Below are 24,296 nucleotides of genomic sequence, written 5' to 3' on the forward strand. Positions count from 1 at the left end.
GGAGGCGCAGCACAAGTCTCTCCAACGAACAAGCAAGCTAGTCAACCCCCTCGTTCCCTATCCAAAGAGCCGATCCCCGGCCTAACTAGCCATAATCGGAACGGAAGCGCAGTACGAGTACGTCAACGAACAAGCAAGCTAGTGAACCCCATCGTTCCCCCGAACCATAGAGCGCAATTTCATGCCTACTTTTGGGCTGGAATGGAATCGGCAGGCGCCAAAAACTGCGATTATGCAGGAATTTCAGCTTATCTTCTTCGATTTCGCGAAATGCCTGCGATTTGGCAGGTTTTTATCCCGAATGGGGCTAGAATGGCTTGGAAATAGGAAAAAACCTGCTTATCTGCAGGCATTTCCTTCATTCGGCTAAAAAAATGAAAAATTCCTGCCGTTTCGCAGGAATTTTTCGAACAAGCTTCTATGATTATGAGAGCAATCGTGCTACAAAGTGCCTTTCGGACCAAAAAACTCATACCGGCGATCCGCTTCCGGCACGCCCCAAGCCGTCAAGGCGGCGTTCACCGCTTGCATGAACGGTACCGGGCCGCAGAAGTAAAAGCTGCCGTCCCGTCCAGGGACAAGGCTTTGAATCCAAGGCAGGTCGATATAGCCTTCCTTGTCAAAAGCGCCTGCCGCACGGTCCTCTTCCGTAGGTTGGGCATAGCACCACGCCACGTTCACCTGCGGATTCGCCGCCGCGACGGCTTCCACCTCAGCACGCAGGGCGTGATGCCGGCCATCCAGCGCCGCGTGGAGGAACGTCACGGCGCGCTCAGGCTGTTTCGCAACCAGTGTGTGCAGCATGCTCACCATTGGCGTCAGCCCTACGCCGCCGCTGATCAACGTCACGGGACGCGTGTCCTGCAAGTCCAGTGTAAAATCCCCCGCCGGCGCGGACAACTCCACGACGTCGCCTTCTTGCAATTGCTCGTGCAAGTAGACAGACACCTTGCCCGCCGGCACGTCATCACGGGTATTTTCCCGTTTCACGGAAATACGGTAGAACGATTGTCCTGGCGCATGCGACAAGCTGTATTGACGAATGTGTGTGTTCGTCTCGCCAGGGATTTGAAAGCGCAGGGAAACGTACTGCCCCGGCTCAAAATCCGCGATCGGCCCGCCATCCTGCGGCCGCAAATAGAAGGACGTGATCACGTCGCTCTCCTGCTCCTTTCGCGAGATAACGAACGGACGGAAGTCCGCCCAACCCCCGGGCGCTTCTGCCGCTTCCTTATACATTCCCGCTTCTACGCCGATAAAAGCTCCCGCGATCACGCCGTAAGCATCTGCCCATGCACCAAGAATTTCGTCTGTCGCGGCATCGCCGAGGACATCTTTGATCGCCCCGAGAAGGTTCTCACCAACGATCGGATAATGCTCAGGTTTGATCCCTAAGCTGCGGTGTTTGTGGGCAATCTGCTTCACCGCCGGCAGGATCGCTTCCAAACGGTCGATATGCAGCGCCGCGGCATAGACGGCATTGGCGAGCGCGGCTTGCTGACGTCCTTGTTTTTGATTCGCGTGATTGAATATGTTGAGCAGCTCCGGATGAGCAGCAAACAATCGTTGGTAAAAGCGTTTCGTAATCGTCTCGCCGTGCACTTCCAACACCGGAACGGTGGATTTGATCACACGGATGGTTTGTTCGGATAACATGTAAATCGCCTCTTTTCCTTGGGTTTGGTTCATGGCTTCAGTATACCGAACCCGAGCTTCACACCTTGTGATTGGAATCACACGAAATCGGAACAAACTGTGACTGTGCCGCGGGCGGCCCACCTAGTATACTGGAACTATTAGGGGAAAAAGGAGGCGTCTTATGCCGGACTGGTCGTATCATACGCTATTTAAGCCGCTATTATTCCGGCTTCCGGGCAGATTGGCGAGGGACCTCACGCTGCAGGCGATCGGAGGCCTCAGTCGCCTTCCCGGCGGGACGTTTGTCATCCGCACGATGGGGCATATGGAACTGTCGCCGCTCATGGAGAGCGAGCTTGCCGGCGTTCCCCTCGCTTGTCCGGTCGGCTTGAGCGGCAAGCTCGACCCCCAAGGCACCGCCCACCGAGCGCTCGCGCAGTTCGGCTTCGGCTACATCGAGCTCGGACCTGTGACGGTCCGGCCAGTCGTGAGCACCGCGCCCATCGAGCGCGCGGTGGAGGAGGAAGCCATCGTGTACCCCGATGGCTACGAAAACCCCGGCGCAGACGCGATCGCCGCGCGTCTGCGCAAGGGCACGAGGCATCGCCTGCCGCACTTCGTGCGGCTCCGGCCGATGCCGGGGAGCTCGCCGCAGGCGGCGCTGGAAGAGCAGCAGGAGCTGCTCGCCAAGCTGGCGCCCTATGCGGCGGGGTTTTTCGTGGATGGCCTTGCTGAAGGCTGGCCCTCCAACGAAACCACGGCGTACCTGGCCGAGGTACGCCGCCTAATCAGCACCGCCGCCCCCGGCAAGCCGGTGCTGCTCTATCTCCCGCAGCCAATCTCGCTAGAGGAGCTGCGGCACGAGGACGACACCGTGCGCAGCTTCGACGGTGTTGTCCTGGGCGACGCGCAGCCGGAGCCGGGCTCGCGGCGCGAACGCGTCGCCGGCGGCTCCGCGGCGCTCGGCGTGGAGCTTCATAAAGTCCGAGCGCTGCGCCAAGCGCTCGGCCCCGGCCCCGCCATCGTCGCGGGCGCGGCTGTGCATGAGCCGCAGGACGCGATGGCGCTGCTGGAAGCTGGAGCGAGCACCGTTCTGCTGCACAGCGGCTTGGTCTACGCGGGGCCGGGGCTGCCCAAGCGGATCAATGAGGCCATCGTCCATAGCCGCATCACTTCATCCAGCGCCCACATGCAGCCAAGCCAGCCGCAAGGCCAACTCCCCCCATCCCCATCCTTCTGGGCCAATTGGGGGTGGATGTGCCTGCTCGGCCTCGGCATGATCGTAGGCGGCATCCTGGCTTGGCTCATTGCCATGACCAGCGTGCTGCTTCCCTATGACGAGGCGTTCCTCGAGAAATCACGCAGCGAGATCCTCCGTTTCAAAGGACATCTGCTTCATTTCATGTCCCATGACCGGATTACGTTGGCGGGTACCATGATCTCAATCGGCATCTTTTATCATCAACTGGCCAAACATGGCTTGCGCTATGGTCTTCATTGGGCAAGAACAGCCGTCATTTCCTCCTGCGTCGTTGGATTTAGCAGCTTTTTTCTCTACCTGGGGTACGGCTATTTGGATCCGCTTCATGCAGGTGCTGCCGCGGTCTTACTTCCGATGCTGCTTCTCACCTTGCGAGGGTTAAAAGACCTCCCTTCCCGCAAACCGCCCGGCGTACGAAACGATCGAATCTGGCTGAGGGCACAATGGGGGCAATGCTGCTGGGTGGTAATGGGTTTTGGTTTAGGCATCGGCGGTTTAACGATCTGCTTTGTCGGAATTACGGATGTGTTCGTTTCAACCGACCTAACATATTTAGGCCTGACGAGCGCTGAACTTACAGCCTGGAGCGACAAAGTCATCCCGCTGATCGCGCATGACCGCGCAGGCTTTGGCGGCGCCTTGTTCTCGTTGGCAGTCGCCCTCACAGCATCGGCGCTGTGGGGTGTGAATCAAGGGGAGGGCTGGCTTTGGCACACATTTCTGTGGGGAGGCATTCCCGGTTTTGCCTCGGGCTTGCTTGTTCATTTTCATATCGGGTATACGGATTTCGTCCATCTATTGCCGGTCTACGCGGCGCTGCTTCTTTACATAGCCGGCCTGTATCTCACCTATCCTTATTTGGTCGGCCGACACAAAAATCCCGAAGGCGTATAGCCCTCGGGATTTCTTATTACAGTCCGCCATTTAGAAGCTTTTCGCCACATCCTGCGCATGTTTGATGGCGTCGGCTTTGATCTGTTCCTTTTTATCCGGGAACTGGTTGTGGCCTTCGACAAAGACACCCTGAACGTCAGTGATGCCGAAAAAGCCCATAATAATCGTAATATAACGATGACCGGACTCCATCGCGGCCGCAGGACCCTCGGAGTAGACGCCGCCGCGCGCTTGGATGTGTAGCGCTTTTTTGCCGGACAGGAGGCCGACAGGGCCGGACTCGGTATATTTGAACGTTTTGCCGGCTACGCACAAGGCATCCAGATACGCCTTCATCACAGGCGGGAACGAGAAGTTCCACATCGGGGTCACGAACACGTATTTATCCGCGGCGACAAATTGTTCCACGAGCTCGTTGATCCGACCGACTTTGGAGCTCTCCTCAGGCGTCAGTGACGAAAAGTCCTGGCCGCCGCGCAGCTTGCCCCATCCACTGAACACATCGGCGTCAATGTGCGGAACGGATACGCTGTAAAGGTCGATCGGAACGACTTCATCGCTAGGATGCGCTTCGCGGTAAGCGTCGATAAAAGCTTTGCCGACAGCCATACTATAAGAAGTCGTGTGGTCATGCGGATGCGCGGTAATGTACAGAACAGTAGCCAAGGTCATCGTCCTTCCGGGTTAATAGTAGAATTACGCTATTAATGTTCTTTAAACCCGTCCTAAATATGCTGGTAAAAGAGGGCTGTGCCCCATGCAAATTCATGCTATTTTGTAAACGTTCATGCATTGAGCCTAAGCGGTTTTTGCGATATGATGGTAGACGGTCAATCTTTGCAGAACGGACGAGCCGCGGCTCTTAAGATAATGCAATCATTTTATATAAAGCGAGTGATGATAATGACGACGAATCCAAAAACGTTAGGCTACCACATGCCGGCCGAATGGACTGCGCATGAACGTACTTTTATATCCTGGCCAGTGCAGGCTTCCATGGTGTATCCGGAGGATCACGCGGCGGTGTCGCAGGGCTATGCAGAGCTTGTGAAGGCGATCGCGGAATTTGAGCCGGTGACGGTCATTGTAAACCCTGTGGATGCCGCGGCGGTTAAAACGTTGGTCGGCGAGGCGGGCGACGTCTCCTACTTGGAAATTCCTCACAACGATGCGTGGTTCCGTGACAATGGCCCGACATTCCTACTGAATGAAGCCGGAGAAATTGCGGCTGTGAATTGGAAATTCAACGCCTGGGGCGGCAAATACGCGCCTTGGGATCTGGACGACAACGTCGCTCCGCAAATTACGGAGACATACGGCGTTCGCCGTTTTGACGCTCCACTGGTGATGGAGGGCGGCTCGATTCATGTCGATGGCGAAGGTACGCTGTTGACGACGGAAGAGTGCCTGCTGAACACGAACCGTAATCCGGAGCTGAGTCGGGAGCAGATTGAAGCGCATGTGCGCGAGTTTGTGAACGTGGACAAAATCATCTGGCTGAACAAAGGCCTCGACGGTGACGAAACGGACGGCCACGTAGACAACATCGCCTGCTTCGCGGCGCCAGGCAAAATTATTTTGCAAGTTTGTCATGACCCTTCGGACGCAAACCATGCGATTACGCAGGAGAATTTGGAGATTCTCCGCGCGGCGACGGACGCGAAGGGGCGTTCTTTCGAGATTATCCAAATCGAGCAGCCGCCGATTGCTTTCTTTGAAGAGCAGCGGCTCACGCTGAGCTATTTGAACTTCTATTTTGTGAACGGCGGTATTATTTTGCCGGTGTTTGGCGGCGCGGCGGCGGAAACCGACCGCAAGGCGATCGACGTATTGCAGGCGGCGTTCCCGGATCGCCGGATTCGCACAATTGACGGAATGGCGATTATTAAAGAAGGCGGCAATGTGCACTGCACGACGCAGCAAATGCCGGCCAGCAAGAAAGGATGATTGGGGCATGAGAAACGTAACTGTAGCCGCGACGCAAATGAGCTGTTCAGACAATATCGACGAGAATATCCGCAAGGCGGAGAAATTGGTTCGCGAGGCGGCCGCGAAGGGCGCGCAAGTGATTTTGATTCAAGAGCTGTTCGAAACGCCGTACTTCTGCCAAAAAGAAAAATCCGACTACTACCGCTACGCGACGGAGCTTGAGAACAACAAGGCGGTTGCGCATTTCCGCGAGATTGCGAAAGAGCTTCAGGTAGTGCTGCCGATTTCTTTTTATGAGAAAAAGAACTACGCGCGCTACAACTCGCTTGCCGTGATCGACGCTGACGGTTCGGTGCTCGGTCTGTATCGCAAAAGCCACATCCCGGACGGTCCGGGGTATGAGGAAAAATTTTATTTTAACCCGGGGGATACGGGGTTCAAGGTATGGAAGACGCGCTATGCCAAAATCGGCGTCGGCGTCTGCTGGGATCAGTGGTACCCGGAAGCGGCGCGCTGCATGGCGTTGATGGGGGCGGAGCTGCTGTTCTACCCGACAGCGATCGGCTCGGAGCCGCAGGACGGCTCGATCGATTCCAAGGATCACTGGCAAATGTGCATGCGCGGCCACGCTGCGCAAAACCTGATCCCGGTGATTGCGTCGAACCGGATCGGTCGTGAGGAAGATGAGGATTCTTCCATCAACTTCTACGGATCTTCGTTTATTGCCGGCCCGCAGGGTAATCTGATTGAAGAAGCGGGGCGCGACGAGGAGACTGTGCTCGTAGCCTCGTTCGACCTCGATCAGCTGGAAGTGCAGCGGATCGAGTGGGGGATTTTCCGCGACCGCCGTCCGGACTTGTACGGGGCGATTGCGACGTACGACGGCGAGCGGAAGCTGTAATGCAGCCGCTCCTGTGTGGCTGGCGTTGAGCGTAGGTGTTGGCTTGCTGTGCGACCGTTTGGGCGGCGCTGGGTTGGTATGAATTAACCGCATCTCGGGCGTGATGTTGACCGCGTTTGGATGCGTTGCGCTAGGAGGGCTGCTCGGGTGAGCGGCCTTTTTTGCGTTGCGTAAGAAGCACCTGAACTTGCCGATGCTCCTCAATATGGAAAAATATTGTATACTGGAAAATGGAAGGGGAGTGCGTGCATTGCTCAAATTTCTAATTCCGCTGGGGTGTTTTTTCGTCGGGAGTTTTCTAGTGATGCGTTTGTTTAGTTGGTGGGCGAAGACAACTTGGAGGCGGGATATGTATGTGGCTGGTCTGCAAGCGGTCTTGTTTACGGCGATCTTGCTTGTGGTGTCGCAGCATAGGGGAAGTAACAACATGAGTGAATACATGCATGTAACGAATGTGATCTCAACCAATCTGAATGAATTGAATCAAGAGCCGGGGATTACACGAATCGGCGTTGCGGGTAACGGAAACGAGCATCTTATTAAAGTGGGGATTGGGTGGGACCATTCCAAGGTAACGGAAGCGAGAATGAAGGAGCTCATCGATCGGGTGTTAAGTCATGCGGCAGCTTCCTACGGAGAGCGGGAGTGGCAGCAGTCGCTTGAGACATATACGTTGAAGATTGAGGAAATCGTGGATACCATGGGCGGTGACGGCAAGGTAATGGCCGAGAAACCGGCGGGTACGACTGAGCTTGTGTGGAGCAATTCCACTCAATAGACGAGTACATACGTAAGCATTAATTTAGCGAGAAATGAGGGCAAGTCCGATGGCCAAATGGGATAACATGCTGTCCATGCTGTGGATGCTGCGATCGGGCAGGAAGCTGACCGCCGCGCATATCGCGGACAGTTTGGAGATCAGCGTCCGCACCGTGTATCGGTATATCGATGCTTTATGCGCCAGCGGCGTACCGGTCGTCGCGGAATCGGGACATGACGGCGGCATCCGCATCCTCGAGAGCTTCAAGGAGACGCCGCTGTTCTTCAACGCGATCGAGCTGAAAGCGTTGGTGGACGCGTTTAAATTTGCACAAGGCGCGGGTTATCCGTACACGGAGGAGCTGGAAAGCGCGTTGAAAAAGGTGGAGAACGGGCTGCAGGAAGAGCAGCGCGATGATCTGTCCCGCCAGACGAGCGGACTGGATGTGATTGCGCCGGCGCGGCCGCCCTCTGTCGTTCCGCTGCTGCGCGATCTGGAGCAGGCGGAGAAGGAGGGCCGATCGGTTCGCATCGCCTATCGCAAGGCGAATGCCGAGCAGCGCGATGAACGCGACATCGATCCGTACGGGCTGGCGTACGACCGCAACGAATGGTATGCGGTCGCATGGTGCCATCGGACACAGGCGGTGCGGACGTTCCGCGTAGACCGTATCGCGGAGCTCACGTCGACGGATGCGCGGTTTGACAAGCCTGAGGGCTTCTCCGCCTCCGCTTATTTTCGCGATCAGTCCGAGCAGGGAAGAGAAGCGGCGGGGCCGCTTGCGCTCATCCGCATCGAGGGTGAGCCTGACACGCTGAACGCAGTTTGCGCCCACTGGCACCTGCGTAACTACTTAAAGGAGCGGACGGATCGGGAGGCGCAATTTCTCCTCGACGTGCCGACGATGAACAAGTACCTTCCCGTGTATTTGCTCACGTTCGGCACAGCGATTCGCATTCGAGAGCCACTGGAACTGAAGCGCCGCGTTCAGGAAATGGCCCACGAAATCGCCGCACATTACAAAGACGATAGGAATTAAAAACTTTACTGACAGCGTTTGTCAGCGAACCTGGTCTATGCTAGAGCCAAGGCTGAAGCCATCAAACGATGTATCCAAGAAGGGTGAGGTATTTCATGTTACAGCAACAACCATATCGCATGTACGATTATCATGTTTGGGCGAACGAGCAATTGTTCGCTCATCTGGCACAACTGCCGGAAGAAGTTTTCCATGCGGAAGTGACGAGTGTGTTTTCATCCGTAGCGCAAACGTTCGCCCACATCTACCGGTTCGAAAAGCTCTTCATGGCCGTGCTCGCGGAAGTTCCGAACGAAGAGATTTATGCGCGGATGACAGGCTGGGCGGAGGAGGCGCAAAACAAATCCGTGGACGAAATACGGCAATTGTTCGCAGACGTTGCGGAACAGTTTCGAGATTTGCTGCGGCGGACACCCGATCCGGATAAAGCGATGACCATCCATCATCCGCTGTACGGCAGTCTCGATACGCAGTTCTCCGAGATTTTGCGGCATGTGGTCAACCACGGCACGTATCACCGGGGCCAAGTGACTGCCATACTGAGGCAGCAGGGGTATGCCGGCGTTCCGACGGATTATATGTTTTATATGGTGGAGCGGCGGCAGGGGGAGAAGTAGCCGGGAGTTTGGATGGGGTTGTATCATCATCGCTAGAAAGAACGACAAGTATCACAAGGAAGGCACCCGGTCGGGTGCCTTTCCTTCTATCTGCCCATCGTTTGTATTAGTTCATTAACCTATCCATTCTCGCCTGAAATCCCTCTATAACTTCTGTCGGTATTTCCCTGATCTTAATATCCTCACCTAAGAAAAGCAGCCAATTTGTGATTTCGGCCAATTCATCCGAACGATGAACATCGACGAAAGTTTTTAAAATAGCCGTAGTTTGATAAGGATTCGTGTATGAAATTGTGATTTTTAATGGATGGTACTTCTTGAACTGAGCAATCGCCTTGGGTCCAAGTTCGAGGACCAGGTTGAGGGCTTCCTCCTGTTTGCTGAGTTGTTCGGCAATCTTCTTCCTGCTTATTCTTTTTTTCTCGGGATAGGGTTGGACACCGGTGAGATAGTCGACTGGAATAATCCGCCGCTTCTCCTCCACCAGATCGAAGGCCTCCATTTGCCAAGAGCTTTTTTCCCGATAGAGGTGCACGAGATAGATGGGATAAGACTTAACTTCTCTTCCTTCTTCGACGGAAACGACCAAATAGCGGTCGACAAGAAGGAGTTGAATGAATTGTTCCAACATAGGATGGGGCAAATCCGATAGATCAAGCAGGTCAGGATTGTGGGGATTAGTCCCTTCGAAGAGCAGGATTTGATTTAACAGCACAAGATCATCCTGCTGGTTTTGAGAGATGAGACCAAGCAATTTTTCCGCTAATGAATGGCGGCTCTTGAGATAAGGGAGCTGCAGATTGCGTGTAGCCATGAAGGCGATAAAAAGAGCCTTGATCTCATTGTCGGTAAAGCGGACGGTGGGCAAGACGGAGTTGTTCATCACAAAGTAACCCCCGTCCCTCCCGACCTCGGCGACAAGAGGCATTCCCATTGCTTCAATTTCCCTGATATCTCTAATCGCCGTGGAACGGGAAATGTTAAACTCTTGCATGATTTCCGTAATGGTAAAATGGGCGCGGTTATTGATATACCGCATGATGATATTAATCCGTTCTACTTTTTTCATCGGGTCCTCTAAACAGTATCATATTTTGACATGATTTAAGATTATTATAAACTCATCAAGTTGAAAAACAAAATGACTTGATCACATCTAAAAATCAAAGGAGAAATGGATATGAGTACGATTACCGATCATGCAAAAATTGAAAAAGTCGGAACCCGCCCCACTGGAAGGATAGCCGCTTATTGGACCGTCACGATCATTCTCGCGATCTCGATTACATTAAGCGGGATCGGGCAATTGCTTCGATATGGCGGCAATGTGGATCTAGTAACCCATATTGGATTCCCGTTATATGTCACGAATATACTCGGAGCTTGGAAGTTGCTCGGCGTCATTGCAATCGTAATGCCAGGGTTCCCCAGACTTAAGGAATGGGCTTATAGCGGTATCTTTTTTCTAATGACGGGGGCGGCTCTGTCTCATATATTCGCTCATGACTATGGCGCCGGCGGATTCAACGTGCTTCTTCCGCTGTTCTATGCCGCGCTTGGCATCGCCTCCTGGGCGCTGCGTCCGAAAAGCCGCAAGCTCTAATGGGAGTACCAGGAAGTCGCCTTTTAAATAGTATCAGATTTTGATATCATTTATGGTTATGATGAATCTACCAAGTAAATCTACACATCAATTGACAATCAAAAAAAGGAGATTGAATGATGGCAACCTATACTTTTGAGGAAAAAGACAGCTTTATTGTTCTTGGCATTGGAACGGAGCTAAAAAGCGATTACACGGATTATGCCGGTATAAACAAGGAGAAGGAAAGCTTCTGGAGGTCCGTGGAGCAGGATGGAAGACTTGACACGTTAAAGGCTATTGCTGCGAACGACTATATCTTTGCTGTAAACGAAGCGGTCAATCACAAGATGATGTATTATGCTGGCGTCATGACAGATGCTTCGGTAAAGGAAGAACATAGATTAATCCAGTTCCCTAAGGGACAATACCTCGTCGTAAAAGGTGAGGGGAGGACGGCTGATGAGTTGAGCAGTGTACTTACTGGCATTGCTTTTGGTCAAGTCTTGCCGGCAGCTGATCGTTACGCCTATGTTGGCGGGCCCAATGCAACGGTTGAGATGGGACAGCGAGAGGGCTCTGTCTATGGTGAAATGTGGATTCCGGTTGTGACGAAGTAACGAAAATAGCCTGTAGGAGGAATGTGGAATGTCCTTGATCGTTGATTTTAACCATGTATCCACGGTTGGTCTGGAATCTTCGCCCGTAGCGGAAGCGCTGGCTGGATTGCGCGCGAATGAAGCCCGTTATTTTATGAACAAATACAAGCACGAATTTACGGTCGTACCCGCCAGTGAGAGCCAGGAAACGCTCGATTACGTGAATCGAGTTTTGAAAGAAGAGCGTGGTATTGCGTTTGCGGCGCAACCTTTGGAAACATCGCGTTTTCAAGTGGAAAATATCAATTGGGCCTTCGTCTTTTATGAGGACGGTCTCGCGGTCAACGTCTTGTATACCGTGGATGATCCTAAGAAGCGGGCCGTAGGGTTTAAGCTATCCGAAGGGATGGAAATACCTAAGGAATTGGAAGAAAAGAAGTTCAAATTTGCCAGACAGAAGTCCAAGCTGGCGGGGACCATTCGAGGTTCGTACTTCGTCATTAAAGGAGAATATTAAAATTTATCCCGTTAATGCATCAATCAGGCATTAGCGGGATATTTTTCAACAAATTCAAATCCTGTGCGGCAACCAAGGCCTGGGTGCGCGAGGAGACGCCGAGTTTCTCGTACAGGCGAGAAAGATAGATCCGTACGGTTCCCTCCGATAAAGAGAGAGCCGCGGCCATTTGCTTATTCGACGCGCCTTGTTGGATCAAGCGCAAGAGATCGCTTTCTCTCCTGGTCAGTGCTTCGGCCGTGACGGGATCAGGTGTCGTATACGGCTTGGACACTTTTGGAAATAGCGCCAGCAGCATGCGGACGTACGCCTCGGATACGCCGCTCGAAGAGCTGAGTTCCGTGTCGCTGCTGCTTAGATAGGCGGACAACAGCTCGGCCATAGCCGCTCCCTCATCGAGGAAGCTCCGGATATAACCGAATGGCTCACCGATGACCAGCGCCTTGTGAACATACTGCAGGGCGGCGCTTCGCTGTCCTCGCTGAGCTTCCAACAAAGCCTGCAGGATCGCAATTTCTACGAGACTTGAATAGAGCTGCTCCCGTTCAGACTGAGGCCACAACTGCTCCAACAGCCGGAGCGCTTCGGTCTCTTTGCGCTGTTTTCCTAAGAAGCGACAGAGTGTAATGAATTCAAACTCTTTATTGAACGTAGGCTTGTCTTTGACGGTCAGGCCGAGATGCGCCAGTTCTTTTTTTGCCTGCGAAATCTGCCCGTCCTGCACATACAAGCGAACCTTGCATGCTCGCAGCACATCGATCCAGTGTGTATCCAACTTCTTGCAGGCCAGCAGCGTCTCATCGATGACATCATGGGCCAGTCGGCTTCGACCTTCGGCGAGATGGATACGGGCTTCAATCAGGCAGAGCGGAATCAGCAGCCCGGGAATTTGATGGCTCATGGCCGCTCGCTTGAGAGCCGGGAAGAGCTCGCGGCATTGCTCTAACCTGTTCCACTCGTAGTAGCCCTCGTATAGCGACTGTTTGACGTACAAATTAAGGAGCGATTCCTGCCATCCGTGGGATTCCAGGACACCCATGAACAGGTTGCCGATCGTTTCGGTATCCCGTGAGAGGGCGCCTTTGAGACCAATAGCGGTGCGTCTTACCAGAGGTTCGGTCGTATTATAGTTAAAATTGTAATAGGTTGGATTCGCCGGCAGGATCCGATCCAGGATGCCTTCCGCAAATGCGAACCACCTGTCAAAATCCCCGTTTAAAAACACTAGGTTGGATCTTACAAAGAGGATGCCGCTTTGCAGCTGCGCCCATCGCTCCGTTTGCTCCATCGTCGTGCTGATTCGCTCAATGTGTTCCAGCTCCTGCTCGGCTTGTCCCAGCTGTCCGGTCAGGACGAGAACGAAGGCATAGAAGAGAGCCAGTTCAGGGGACATCTCTGTTTCCGCAGGCATGCATTGGAACCAGTGCAGCAGCGTCGACAGTTCTCCTTTGTTCAGCACCGTCGGCAGATGCCGCTCCAAATGAGCTTGCATCAGCTCGAAATCTTCAGCCGCAATGGCATGATGAATCGCTTCCTCCATAAATCCGCGGGCAGCCAGACACGTGCTTGCCAGCCGATTGGCACGGTACCAAAGCGCAGGGTGTTTTTTTTGCACGAGTTCTTGCAGGTATTGCGCGAATAGGTGATGGTAGCGGAACCAGTTATTCTGTTCGTCAAGGGGCACCAGAAACAGGTTTAAGCTTTTGAGTTGTTCCAGGAGCTGTGCACTGTTCGTTTCCTGCGTGACGGCATGACAGAGGATGGCATCCATGCGATGGAGGCTTGCGGTTTGAAGGAGAAATTGGTAAATGTCCGCAGGCAGCTTGGACACGACCTCATGGAATAAATAATCCGCGATGTCCCGGTAATTTCCGCTAAACCCCAGTACATAGTCAGAAACCTGAGTCCCGGCACGAAGGTTCAATAAAATTAATTTTAAGGCGGTCACCCAGCCCTCTGTCCGCAGCGTCAATTGTTCGATTTGATCGGGGGACAGCCCCGGACTAGACATTGCCTGGAAAAATAACGTAGTCTCTTGCGAGGTGAACTGAAGCTGAGACACGTCAATGCAGCTGTATTCCTCGCGTGCCAACCAATGGACAGTGGGAAAAGGGAGCTCGTTCCGACTGGCGATGAGGACGTGCAGCTGCTGCGGCAAATAGTCGATGAAATAGGAAAGGCTGCTATGGATGTGCTCGTTCCGTATCCGTTGGTAATCGTCCAGAATCAGCACCGCTGTTTCTGGAAGGACGTACATCTCATTCAAGAGGGCATCCAGGAAGGTGCTGATGGATACGTTTGGCAAAGCTTCGATCAGAGATGCAATCCGCTGAGCGGCCGTTTCCGGGACGATGGCTGTAAGCGCATGAACCACGTACCGCCAAAATCGGACAAGATCGTTATCCAGCTCATCGAGAGACAGCCAAGCCGGAGCTTGCGGCTGGCTGTGTGCCCACTGTGAAAGCAGCGTTGTTTTCCCAAAGCCGGCCGGCGCGCAGACGAGGGTGAGCCGGCCTTGCAATCCCGCGGTAATGGCTGTTAGGAGCCTCCCCCTTTTAACCAGGGTCTCTTTCAGCGCGGGATAGGTGGTTTTGGCTTTTAACAAGATGGGGGCCGGTTGGCTGATCATGAAATCCTCCCCAATCGCGAAATTTCGTTCGCTAGTTTGATTTTGTTTGTATGGCTTTATTATACGAAAAAAGTAGTGCGAAGTTAACATTCGTCAATCGTGCGGGATGTCAGGAATTTGTAAAATGGGGGTGAATTGTACAAAAGAGCTAAGGCCATGGAGGTACAAATGCTAAACCGACTTAACAAATTGATCGTCGCACTCGTTGTTCTTTTAGGGTTCATTCCCATTGCTCCAATGAAGTCTGCGCATGCTGCGAATTATGTTGTTGCCCCGCAGCTGGCAACCGGCTATTACCATAGCGCGGTCCTTCTTAGCGACGGAACGGTATGGGCATGGGGACGAAATGATAAGAGCCAATTATCTTATGATACGGGGACGTACTCCACTTGGCCGCTGCAGATAAAGAATCTGGATCACGTGAAGCAAATCGCGACGAGCATTATGAGCACCTATGCGATTAAGGAAGACGGGACATTATGGGCCTGGGGCTTGAATGGGAATGGTCAGTTAGGGGACGGTACGCTTACAAACCGAACGACTCCCGTGCAGGTCAGAGGGATGAGCGGGGTGACCGCTGTGTCTACCGGGCTTGGTTATCATGTTTTGGCGTTGAAGGACGATGGGACTGTATGGGCGTGGGGACGGAACGACAACGGGGAGTTAGGCGACGGAACAACGACACAAAGACAACTGCCCGTGCAAGTAGTCGGCCTGACAGATGTCGTCGCCCTTGTCAATGCAGGCTATCACAGCCTGGCGCTGAAGTCGGACGGAACGGTATGGGCGTGGGGAAGAAATTCGTATGGAGAGTCTGGGGGCGGGATCTCCGCAGACCGCACGTCGCCCTATCAAGTGAGCATAAGTGGCGTGAAGGCCATCGCAGCAGGAGATCACCATAGTATGGCTGTGAAGGAAGACGGAACGGTCTGGACCTGGGGGAGAAATACGTACGGAACGCTAGGCGACGGAACCACCACAACCCGGGTAACCCCCGTTCAAGTTACAGGCCTGGACCATGTGAAGAGCGTTGCGGCAGGCACTCACTTTAGCTACGCGTTGAAGGAAGATGGAACGGTTTGGAGCTGGGGCTATAACAATTATGGGCAATTGGGTGATGGAACGACGACGACGAGATTAAGTCCCGTGCAAGTAAGCGGGTTAACGGATGTGGTCGCTCTGGGCGGGGGCGGTTACAACGCTACAGCCATGCAGTCGGGCGGGGAAATCTGGGCCTGGGGCTATAACGGATATGGCGAACTAGGGGATAAAACGAGGGAAAGCCGGACGGTGCCGGTTCGCAACGCGGCAGTGTTGGATCTAACTCCGCCTACCATAGCCAATCCGGACATTACCCCTACCGACATTACGGAAACAGGCGTTACGTTGTCTTGGCAGAAAGCGACCGACAATCTTAGCAAGCAGGGAGAGCTGGAGTACCAGGTCTACCAAATCGGCAGCAGAACGGCAGCAACCGTCAGTGCCGTTGAATCCAGCGGTATTCGAATCGGTACTTATGAGCCGGATATGGACATCAAGCAAGTAACGGACCTCTATGACGATCAATCCTACACATTCATCGTGATTGTGAAAGACAAGGACGGCAGAAAAAGTATTTACAATAAGGTGACCATTCGAACTTTAGCCATTCCGACTTTCTCTATCACCTATCATACAAATGGCGGGACAGGAACGGTACCGACAGATCCGAATGTGTATTATCAAGGCGAAACGGTTATCGCATTAGGAAGTGGAGATCTGACGAGACCTGGCTATACCTTTGCCGGGTGGAATACGCAGGCAGATGGAAACGGGACGACGTACGCCGTGGGAGCAGCTTTTAACATAGGCACGGCGGATGTGGAGCTGTATGCCAAGTGGACGCAGAACCCGACTTACACGGTCACCTACGTTGTGTATGGCGGAACAGGCGCTGTACCGATCGATAGCAATGCGTATGAGCAGGGGATGCCGGTCACGGTGCTAGGCAATACGGGGAATCTAGCGAGGCCCGGCTACACGTTTGCGGGATGGAACACGCAGAAGGATGGCAATGGAACGACGTATATGGCGGGGGCTACATTTAACATCGGTACGGAGAATGTGGAGCTGTATGCGAAATGGACACAGAACCCGACCTACACGGTCACCTACGTTGTGTATGGCGGGACAGGCGCTGTACCGATCGATAGCAATGCGTATGAGCAGGGGATGCCGGTTACGGTGCTGGGGAATACGGGGAACCTGAGAAACCCCGGTTACACGTTTGCGGGATGGAACACGCAGAAGGATGGCAGCGGAACGGCCTATGTGGCAGGGGATATATTTAGCATTGGCGCTGAAAATGTGGAACTGTATGCGAAGTGGCTCGCAGATCCGGTAGACGACTCCACGGATGAAGGAGACTCTGATCCGGAAACAGGCAACCTCTCACCAGAGGAGAATACCGAGAAGCCGCTGGAAACCTACACGGGACTGCGTGTGACCGTGGATGGTGAAGATCAGGATCTGATTCATGATGTTTCCATCTCACAGAATCGGGCTGAGATGACTGTGTACATGGATGCGGATAAATGGCAGGCGCAGCTCGAAGAGAAGGACGAGCGGCCGGAAGTCGTCATTTCAGTTGCGCAACAGGTTGACAAAGTGTCCTTGGTTCTGAACGGGAATGCTGCAGCAGATATGGCGAACAAGCAGGGGATGCTTATTGTGCAAACGGTAAATGGCAATTATAAGCTGTCCATGGGCGCGATCATGCTTGATGCATGGACGGAAGCATTCGGAGAGCAGGCGTCCCTGGCAGATATGGTTTTCCACATCGATATTGCGAAAAGCAGATCTGCCCAGACCGGGAAAGAGAACGCCGCTGTTATTGGAGTGCCAGTTGATTTTAACGTAGTGATTTCCTACCGCGGCAAAGAGATACAAATCAAGGCGTTCAACGCCTATGTGGAGAGAGAGCTTCTGCTTCCTGAGGGTGTTCGTCCACCCACAGTGAGCACAGCGGTGAGAATCGACGCAGACGGAACCATTCACCACGTGCCTACGCGTTTTACGACGCAGCAAGGCAAGTCAGTTGCCGTTGTGAGCAGCCTAACCAACAGTACGTATGCGCTCATTGCGAATTCGATCCGATTCGAGGATGTCGAGTCCCATTGGGCAAAGGACGTCGTGAACGATTTGGGAGCACGAATGGTGGTGGGGGGAGTGGACGAACATCATTTTCATCCAGACGCCTCCATTACACGTTCGGAGTTTACGGCTATTCTTGTACGGGCCCTAGGGCTGGCAGATTCGATGAGCGCATCTCGTGCGTTCACGGATGTGAACGAGGATGCGTGGTATAACGGCTCGGTAGCTGCAGCCCTTTCGTATGGGCTGATTGAAGGGGATGCCAATGGCACTTTCCATCCAGATCGTACCATTACACGGGAAGAAGCGATCACGATGATCTACAGGGCGATGAGGCTTGCCGGACTGGATACGAGCTTCAGCAGCTCCAATATACAAGCGAGATTATCTCAGTTTGTTGACGGCACCTCCGTTCACGCCTGGGCCGAACAAGCGGTCGTCGCCACCGTGAACAGTGGGCTTATACAGGGTTCCCAGTCGGAACTAATGCCGGGGCGGAATATGACGAGGGCAGAAACGGCGGCTATCGTGTACAGGATGCTGGCTAAGGCGAACTTAATTGACTCCTTTCATTCTTGAATGGTTTAAAATCCAAAAGGCTGACGTTTCCTCCTGCTTTAGCAAAGGAATCGTCAGCCTTTTATGCCACTTCCCGTTTCAAGTGTCATTTACCCTCCCCGATAATCATTAGCTCAGAAATGGGCAATGTGAGCAAATGATTATTTCGGAACCATCTCCCCGACTGCTAAGCTGAGAATGTTCTAAATTATGGAAGTTGATTTGAGCTTTCCTGAAGCGAGGGGGGATCTCACGCAAATTTACAAGCGATTGTAAGCGGATTCAAGTGCGTCGCAACCAAATTCACGCGGGAGGGATTCAATTGAACAAGAGTGTTACGAAGGTAACGAACTACGTATTGTTATTTGCGCTTGTACTGTCTTTAATTGCAAGCGGATTTGCCAGCAAGGCCGTACAGGCTGCCGGTCTTACCATCACGGGCAGCGGCGGTTGGAATGAGACGGCTTACGTCCAATGGTCGCCTGTCAGCAACGCGGTGGGATATAACGTCTATGTGAAACCTGCAAGTGCATCCGATTCCCAATACCAGCAGCTGGATACTGAATTGATCCGCAAGTACCCTTCCTACTGGAGAGCCGATGCGGTAGGGCTTGCAGCCGGCAATTATGTTATGAAAGTGGAAGCCAAACTGTCCGGCGGCTCAACGGAAAGCGCCGTTACCAATACGCTGGCTGTGGCCGCGCATGACCGATCCGGTTTTGCTTTTTCCAGCAGCTCGCAATATGGCACTGGGTCAGGGGCTTATAACGATAACGGTACGCTGAAAAGCGGCGCCCAAGTTATTTATGTAACGTCGGAGACGGCGCAGACCGTTGCCCTGGATGTGAAAGTTAACAGTTCGGGTGGTAAACAAACAGGCGTTGGTCTGGCTGCCATCATGGCTCTCCGGCAAAAGGGCTATGACACCACACCGCTTGCCGTCCGATTCATTGGCAAAGTAACTGATGACGATATGAGCGGGCAGTTGAACAGCAGCGGATATCTGCAAGTCAAAGGCAAGTCGAATTACTCAGAAATGAATATTACCCTAGAGGGGATCGGAAACGATGCTTACGCTTACGGATGGGGAATTTTGCTCCGATATACCGGGAATGTTGAAGTCAGAAATCTAGGGATCATGTTATTCCCTGATGACGGAATTTCGTTGGATACGGGCAATGTGAATGTCTGGGTGCATCATAATGATATCTTCTATGGAACCGCAGGTGGAGATGCTGACCAGGCCAAAGGCGACGGCTCCACGGACATGAAAAAAGGTTCTACGTATCTGACCGTTTCCTATAACCACTACTGGGATTCCGGAAAAGCGGCACTGGTCGGCTTTGATGAGTCGGCGGAATTTTTTGCCACATTCCATCATAACTGGTTCGATCATTCCGATTCTCGTCATCCGCGTATCCGTACAGGCTCGATTCACATCTATAATAACTTCTTTGACGGCATCTCCAAATATGCTGTGGGTGTGACAACAGGAAGCTCGGCCTTTGTAGAATCCAATTATTTCAGACACGCCAAAAAACCGATGATGAGCTCGTTGCAGGGCTCCGATGCATTGCAGGCCGAAGGAACATTCTCCGGCGAAGATGGAGGCATGATTAAGGCCTACAATAATGCGGTTGTGGACGCGGAAAGCTTGATTTATGCAAATTCCAATGCAGGGACGGCTGCGGCGAATGCGACATCGTTCGATGCGTACTTGGCTTCATCCAGAAGCGAGACGGTGCCTAGCTCCTACAAAGCATTAGTAGGCGGCACCGCCTATAACAACTTTGATACACTCAAAGATACGGGCGTAAATGCCGCTAACATTGACAGCGTAAGCAGTGTGGAACAGGTTGTTTCGGCAAAAGCCGGGCGCCTAGGCGGGGGGGACTTTACTTGGTCCTTTAATGACGCCGTGGATGACGCATCGTCCAGCCTGAATGCACCGTTGATGACGGCCATTCGCAATTACACAACGCAGCTTGTATCGATAGGAGGGAATTCCTCGCCATCTACGCCGACACCAACGCCAACACCCACACCACCGACATCGACACCAACGCCAACACCACCAACGCCAACACCACCAACGTTGACGCCGACTCCTACACCGACACCTGGAGCGGCAATTGTCCATAACTTTACGACAGACGGCACAACAAGCAGCTTCTTCAACATTCAAGGCAATCTTTCCACATCGAAGGGAACCGTGGTTTATAACGGTTTAACGCTGACGCAATGTTTGAAAATGGAGAGTTCAACCAGCATTGCCTTTACCACAACAACTGCCCAAACATTAACCTTAGTGCTGAACACCGCAAACGGGACAAAAGTGAAGGTAGACGGCACGAGTTATGCGATGACAAACGGCATTATTACCGTATCGCTTGCGCCTGGGGCACATACGATTACCAAGGATGATGTGACTAATCTGTATTACATGAAGCTGGAATAGCCGATGGAAAAGCAAAAACCGGGTGCAAGCTGAGTGCTTGCTCTCGGTTTTTGGCACTTCTGAGCGCTTACGACGCCAGGCTTTTAATCGATCAGTACGTTCAGTTCAAGTTGTTGCACACGTTCGTGATCGGAGATCAGGTCAACCTCGGTAATTTTTCCGTTCAGTATCGTAAATTGAAGAACATAGCGCAGTCTCCCTCGAGGGGCAACGATAATGCCAATCGCTCCGTTTACCAGGGCGAGCTGCGCTGCTTTCTCTGCTCGACCTGCTACTTGATCCGCCAATGCTGCGGCTCCACGGGTTACGTTCACAGAAGCGGCTTGGCGATCGTCACGGAGGACGACATCCGGGTCCAGCACGCGTACAAGCGTAGCGAAATCCCCTGTGTGAGCTGCGGCGAGGAAAGCCTGAACAACGTCGCGTTGGCGGGGAACGTCGACCTCAGATGATGCCTGAGCTCCACGAATCCGGCGGCGGGCCCGGCTCGCCAGCTGTCTTGTCGCCATCTCCGATTTTCCGACAATAGGAGCAATCTCGCCAAAAGACACGGCAAAAATATCATGGAGCACGAAAGTGATGCGCTCTGCCGGGTTCAAATTGCCGAGTACGACCAGAAGAGCAACACCGACAGCTTCAGCCAGTTCGGCTTCTTGTTCGGGATCTGCGAGATTCGTATAGCTCATGGACATTTCGGGCGTTGGCTCTGCCATCGGAGCTTCGCGTCTGGCTTTTCGCGACCGCAGCATATCCAGACATATACGCGAAACTACGGTGGTCAACCATCCTCTCATATTGTCAATGGAGCTCGCATCCACGCGGCTCAGCCTCAGCCAAGCTTCCTGTACGGCATCTTCCGCTTCGCTTAAGGAGCCTAGCATGCGGTAAGCGACAGACTGAAGGTGGTTTCGGTGCATTTCGAATGTGGCGGCTGTCCCTGCTTGTTCACTCATGATTCAGACTCCTCCGCGAAATAAATGCAAGCTTTCTATAAAGAATTGACGAAGGTCAGCCTGATTATGTGACAGATCCTCGATAGCTATCTTTTTTCGAAAAGAATGTCACATCTCGCTAGGTTTGATTCGTCAACCAGATGAAGGGCCTCCACCGGCTCTAATCATAATTAAAAGGAGTCTTTCTTATGAAGCCAAGAATGGCCAGTCCTGCCATAATCCTGCCCGAAGCATCCCAAGCGCTGCAAGCGCTGGGCAAAGCGTTGTTTGCATCAGCGGAGTAGGCAGGGATCCCGAGCCGTACGCTTTTTCTTATGTATCTGCGAGCAAGTCAGATCAATGGGGACAGTGCGTGCGTCGAGCTGCACTCACGCAATGCCATGGCGGCGGGCGAATCGAAAGAACGTGTGCTGGCCGTGTCGGCGTGGCGCGAGGCGAATGGCTTTGATGCCGCTGAACGCGCCGCCCTAGCGCTAAGTGAAGCCGTTACCCGACTCAGCGATCAGGATAATCCGGTGTCGGATGAGATCTTTGACGAAGCGGCCCGTCATTTCGACGAGACGGCGCTCGCCACCCTCATCGCCGGAATCGCCACAGCCAACCTCTGGAATCGATTTAATGTTTCCACAAGACAGCTCCCAGCAGGTCCTGCGGCAAAATAATTGCAGAGAGGTGTTCGGCAGTAGAAAGGAGGCGCAGAGCTGGCTTCTGCAATGGACATTTTTGGCCGTTAGCGCCGCTAAATCAGCGATTCTTACTAGTTAACGGTCAGAAATGACAGTTAAGCCTGAAAACGGCCGTTTTGACGCAGCTTCACGCGTCTAACGGCCGTTTCTGTCTGCTAGACCGCGTATTCTCCGAAAAAGCGCCGCTAAAGGACATTTGTGTCCACTAGGCAATCACGGTATATGCCCAATCACTCCCGCTGGCTCCCATGCGCTGATCCTGCCCGAAAAGCCCGGAGGCCGATCAGGCCAACGCCTAGCGCCAGCAGCGTAAGCCCGGACGCAAAGAGATACAGGTTCACGATGCCGAACCGTTCGGCAATGCCGGCCATGACCAGCAGCGAAATGCAGAATACGAGATGCAGCAAGGAAGCTTGGGCAGACAACACGTTCGGCAGCACCTCTTGCGCTACACTGCGCTGAATCAAGGTACGTCGGTTGACGATGGACATCTCGGCGAACGGCCCCATCAACAGAACAAGAACAAGCGCGATATACGGGCTGGTCGTGAGCGCGTAAAAGGCCGTTAGCACGCCGTATCCCGCCATACCCACCAACATGGCGGCAAGGTAGCGGGTGCCGATGACTCGAACAAGCGCAAGTACCAACAAGCCGCCGCTGACCGTTCCCGCAAAATAAGCCGCATTAATGAATCCCCACCACTCTTCACCTTGGCCGAGCGCAACTTGTACGAAAGCGAGCGTAAACGCGCCGACCCATACCGACCCGCCTAGCATATCGATGATGTCCATAAATGTGAGTAGTCGCAAGCGCGGCATCCGCCAGATCAGTTTCCAACCTTCGGTCAGCATGTGCCATTTGGAGGAGGAAACAGATTCGCCTGTGGCAGCAGTGCTGCCTTCGGACTGTACTCTTGAATAAGGTTCTCTAACGCCAAGCGTAAACGCCGCAGCCAGCCCGTAGACGACAGCCGTCACCAGCAGTGCAGGACTCGGGCCAAGCCAAGCAACGATCACACCGCTCAGCCCCCAGCCGGCAAACTGCACAACCTGGTCGCTGACGCTGATCAGACCGTTGGCCTTGAGCAGGCCCTGCTCCTGCGTCACAAGTCGCGGAACAAGCGCGTTGCGGGCAGGAACCGTCCACCCGTCGAGGAAGGACATTGCAAAAACTAACGAAAAAACAAGCGCAAATGATGCTCCGTCACCGTGAAGCTGGAGATAAACAGCCAAAGCCACGAACAACAGAAACTGGCCCGTCTGCGATACGAGCAGCAGAGCGGGCAGCTTAAAGCGGTTAATGAGGATCGGCGCAATCAGCCCGCTCATCATCTGAGCGGCGCTGCGCATGAGCGGCATGAACGCTGCGGAAACTAACGAGTCGGTCTGGTTCAGCACCAGCACGGTAAGAGCCATAATGTATAGCACGTCTGCGGCGTTCGCCGCAGTCTGTGTCGTCCACAGGAAGTAGAATGGCCGAGTTAAGAAGGAGGATTTCATCATGGGAAGTCGGGCTCCGTTTCTTGATGCATGACGCAAAGGATGTGCAACAAGAATAAGGATACCCCTCCCCGCAGAAATAGGCAAACCTCCACCCCGTGGTTTACAATAAAAGAATCAACCCAAGGAGTAAGGAGGGAAGTCTCCCGATGAGCCTATATAACTTTATTGCGGCGGATCAACCGCTGACGGAAATCGATTTGACCGGAGCCGTTTGGAAAAAGGTCAAGGAGATCAAACAAATGGACAGTCCGCCTTCGGGGCCGGTTTCATGGGATGAGCTCGACGACGAGCTCGAGGTTATGGTCGTTGCGAGCCATGGGATGATGAATGCGCTTCAGATCGCGGTATGCACAAATCCCCCGTACGGGCTGGAACATTATATTAGCAAGCCGTATATCTATTGGCTCGGCGGGCATACGGATGAGAAGTGGAAGACGCAGCTGCTGAGCTATGTTGAGGAGCACTGTCGGGAGATAACTGGGGAGATCGAGCTTTGGTCGATCTGGTTTCACGAGAGCGTGCAGCCGATTGCTGCAAGAACGCAGCGCTTGGCGGAATTGGACGCCCAGGATCTCGATTGGCTGCTGTGCATGAATCGCTGTCTAACGCTTCTACCGGAGCGGCAGCTGTGATGAAGGATT

Annotated in this window: 19 protein-coding genes; 13 read left to right on the forward strand and 6 right to left on the reverse strand. The window is 53.4% G+C overall.

Annotated elements, in window-relative coordinates; translation table 11 throughout:
* Nucleotides 1-441: 441 nt before the first annotated feature.
* On the reverse strand, nt 442-1,656 hold the full coding sequence (gene hmpA / locus EJQ19_RS17310) for an NO-inducible flavohemoprotein (protein ID WP_126142495.1): 1,215 nt from the start codon (nt 1,654-1,656) through the stop codon (nt 442-444).
* A 616-nt stretch (nt 1,657-2,272) separates the two neighbouring features.
* Here hmpA and EJQ19_RS17315 point away from each other — a divergent pair.
* Entirely contained in the window at nt 2,273-3,793 is a 1,521-nt protein-coding gene (locus EJQ19_RS17315; protein ID WP_338143337.1) for a beta/alpha barrel domain-containing protein, read from the forward strand.
* A gap of 30 nt (nt 3,794-3,823) precedes the next feature.
* Here the strand turns inward: EJQ19_RS17315 and EJQ19_RS17320 are convergent, their stop codons facing one another.
* The gene (locus tag EJQ19_RS17320) at nt 3,824-4,459 is read right to left on the reverse strand and encodes an FMN-dependent NADH-azoreductase (protein ID WP_126142497.1); all 636 of its coding nucleotides are present in this window, start codon (nt 4,457-4,459) and stop codon (nt 3,824-3,826) included.
* A gap of 237 nt (nt 4,460-4,696) precedes the next feature.
* Here EJQ19_RS17320 and EJQ19_RS17325 point away from each other — a divergent pair, with 237 nt between their 5' ends.
* The 5 genes from EJQ19_RS17325 to EJQ19_RS17345 all read left to right on the forward strand — a co-directional run bounded on the left by EJQ19_RS17325 (nt 4,697) and on the right by EJQ19_RS17345 (nt 9,039).
* Nucleotides 4,697-5,740 carry an agmatine deiminase family protein gene (locus EJQ19_RS17325; protein WP_126142498.1) on the forward strand — a complete coding sequence of 348 codons (1,044 nt, stop codon included), beginning with the start codon at nt 4,697-4,699 and terminating at the stop codon, nt 5,738-5,740.
* A 7-nt stretch (nt 5,741-5,747) separates the two neighbouring features.
* Nucleotides 5,748-6,623, forward strand: coding sequence for an N-carbamoylputrescine amidase (gene aguB / locus EJQ19_RS17330; RefSeq protein ID WP_126142499.1), 876 nt, complete (start codon nt 5,748-5,750; stop codon nt 6,621-6,623).
* Between the two features lie 304 nt (nt 6,624-6,927).
* Complete coding sequence (locus tag EJQ19_RS17335) at nt 6,928-7,401, forward strand: hypothetical protein (protein ID WP_126142500.1); 474 nt, start codon at nt 6,928-6,930, stop codon at nt 7,399-7,401.
* Nucleotides 7,402-7,450: 49 nt separating this feature from the next.
* A complete protein-coding gene (locus tag EJQ19_RS17340; RefSeq protein WP_126142501.1) occupies nt 7,451-8,422 on the forward strand; it encodes a helix-turn-helix transcriptional regulator in 972 nt (323 codons plus the stop codon).
* A 95-nt stretch (nt 8,423-8,517) separates the two neighbouring features.
* The gene (locus EJQ19_RS17345) at nt 8,518-9,039 is read left to right on the forward strand and encodes a DinB family protein (RefSeq protein WP_126142502.1); all 522 of its coding nucleotides are present in this window, start codon (nt 8,518-8,520) and stop codon (nt 9,037-9,039) included.
* A gap of 106 nt (nt 9,040-9,145) precedes the next feature.
* Here EJQ19_RS17345 and EJQ19_RS17350 read toward each other — a convergent pair whose 3' ends face one another.
* A complete protein-coding gene (locus tag EJQ19_RS17350) occupies nt 9,146-10,108 on the reverse strand; it encodes a helix-turn-helix transcriptional regulator (RefSeq protein WP_126142503.1) in 963 nt (320 codons plus the stop codon).
* A 111-nt stretch (nt 10,109-10,219) separates the two neighbouring features.
* On the opposite strand from EJQ19_RS17350, the gene EJQ19_RS17355 reads away from it, so the two are divergent.
* The 3 genes from EJQ19_RS17355 to EJQ19_RS17365 all read left to right on the forward strand — a co-directional run bounded on the left by EJQ19_RS17355 (nt 10,220) and on the right by EJQ19_RS17365 (nt 11,737).
* A complete protein-coding gene (locus EJQ19_RS17355; RefSeq protein WP_126142504.1) occupies nt 10,220-10,642 on the forward strand; it encodes a DoxX family protein in 423 nt (140 codons plus the stop codon).
* 119 nt (nt 10,643-10,761) lie between these two features.
* Nucleotides 10,762-11,241: a GyrI-like domain-containing protein gene (locus EJQ19_RS17360; protein WP_126142505.1), complete on the forward strand. Its 480-nt coding sequence runs from the start codon at nt 10,762-10,764 to the stop codon at nt 11,239-11,241.
* Between the two features lie 28 nt (nt 11,242-11,269).
* On the forward strand, nt 11,270-11,737 hold the full coding sequence (locus EJQ19_RS17365) for a phage tail protein (RefSeq protein ID WP_126142506.1): 468 nt from the start codon (nt 11,270-11,272) through the stop codon (nt 11,735-11,737).
* 19 nt (nt 11,738-11,756) lie between these two features.
* Here the strand turns inward: EJQ19_RS17365 and EJQ19_RS17370 are convergent, their stop codons facing one another.
* Nucleotides 11,757-14,366, reverse strand: coding sequence for a winged helix-turn-helix domain-containing protein (locus EJQ19_RS17370; RefSeq protein ID WP_126142507.1), 2,610 nt, complete (start codon nt 14,364-14,366; stop codon nt 11,757-11,759).
* A gap of 168 nt (nt 14,367-14,534) precedes the next feature.
* On the opposite strand from EJQ19_RS17370, the gene EJQ19_RS17375 reads away from it, so the two are divergent.
* Both EJQ19_RS17375 and EJQ19_RS17380 read left to right on the forward strand, forming a co-directional pair.
* Nucleotides 14,535-18,077, forward strand: coding sequence for an RCC1 domain-containing protein (locus tag EJQ19_RS17375; RefSeq protein ID WP_164716595.1), 3,543 nt, complete (start codon nt 14,535-14,537; stop codon nt 18,075-18,077).
* Nucleotides 18,078-18,378: 301 nt separating this feature from the next.
* A complete protein-coding gene (locus tag EJQ19_RS17380; RefSeq protein ID WP_126142509.1) occupies nt 18,379-20,514 on the forward strand; it encodes a pectate lyase family protein in 2,136 nt (711 codons plus the stop codon).
* 83 nt (nt 20,515-20,597) lie between these two features.
* On the opposite strand, the gene EJQ19_RS17385 is transcribed toward EJQ19_RS17380, so the two are convergent.
* Nucleotides 20,598-21,467 (reverse strand): sigma-70 family RNA polymerase sigma factor, encoded by an 870-nt coding sequence (locus EJQ19_RS17385; RefSeq protein WP_126142510.1) that lies wholly within the window; start codon nt 21,465-21,467, stop codon nt 20,598-20,600.
* A 290-nt stretch (nt 21,468-21,757) separates the two neighbouring features.
* Between EJQ19_RS17385 and EJQ19_RS17390 the strand changes: the two genes are divergently transcribed.
* A complete protein-coding gene (locus EJQ19_RS17390) occupies nt 21,758-22,129 on the forward strand; it encodes a carboxymuconolactone decarboxylase family protein (protein WP_277600960.1) in 372 nt (123 codons plus the stop codon).
* Between the two features lie 254 nt (nt 22,130-22,383).
* Here the strand turns inward: EJQ19_RS17390 and EJQ19_RS17395 are convergent, their stop codons facing one another.
* The gene (locus tag EJQ19_RS17395; RefSeq protein ID WP_126142523.1) at nt 22,384-23,652 is read right to left on the reverse strand and encodes an MFS transporter; all 1,269 of its coding nucleotides are present in this window, start codon (nt 23,650-23,652) and stop codon (nt 22,384-22,386) included.
* A 149-nt stretch (nt 23,653-23,801) separates the two neighbouring features.
* Between EJQ19_RS17395 and EJQ19_RS17400 the strand changes: the two genes are divergently transcribed.
* Entirely contained in the window at nt 23,802-24,287 is a 486-nt protein-coding gene (locus tag EJQ19_RS17400) for a hypothetical protein (protein ID WP_126142511.1), read from the forward strand.
* Nucleotides 24,288-24,296: the final 9 nt, after the last annotated feature.

The sequence above is a fragment of the Paenibacillus whitsoniae genome, assembly GCF_003955665.1.
Classification (GTDB): domain Bacteria; phylum Bacillota; class Bacilli; order Paenibacillales; family NBRC-103111; genus Paenibacillus_E; species Paenibacillus_E whitsoniae.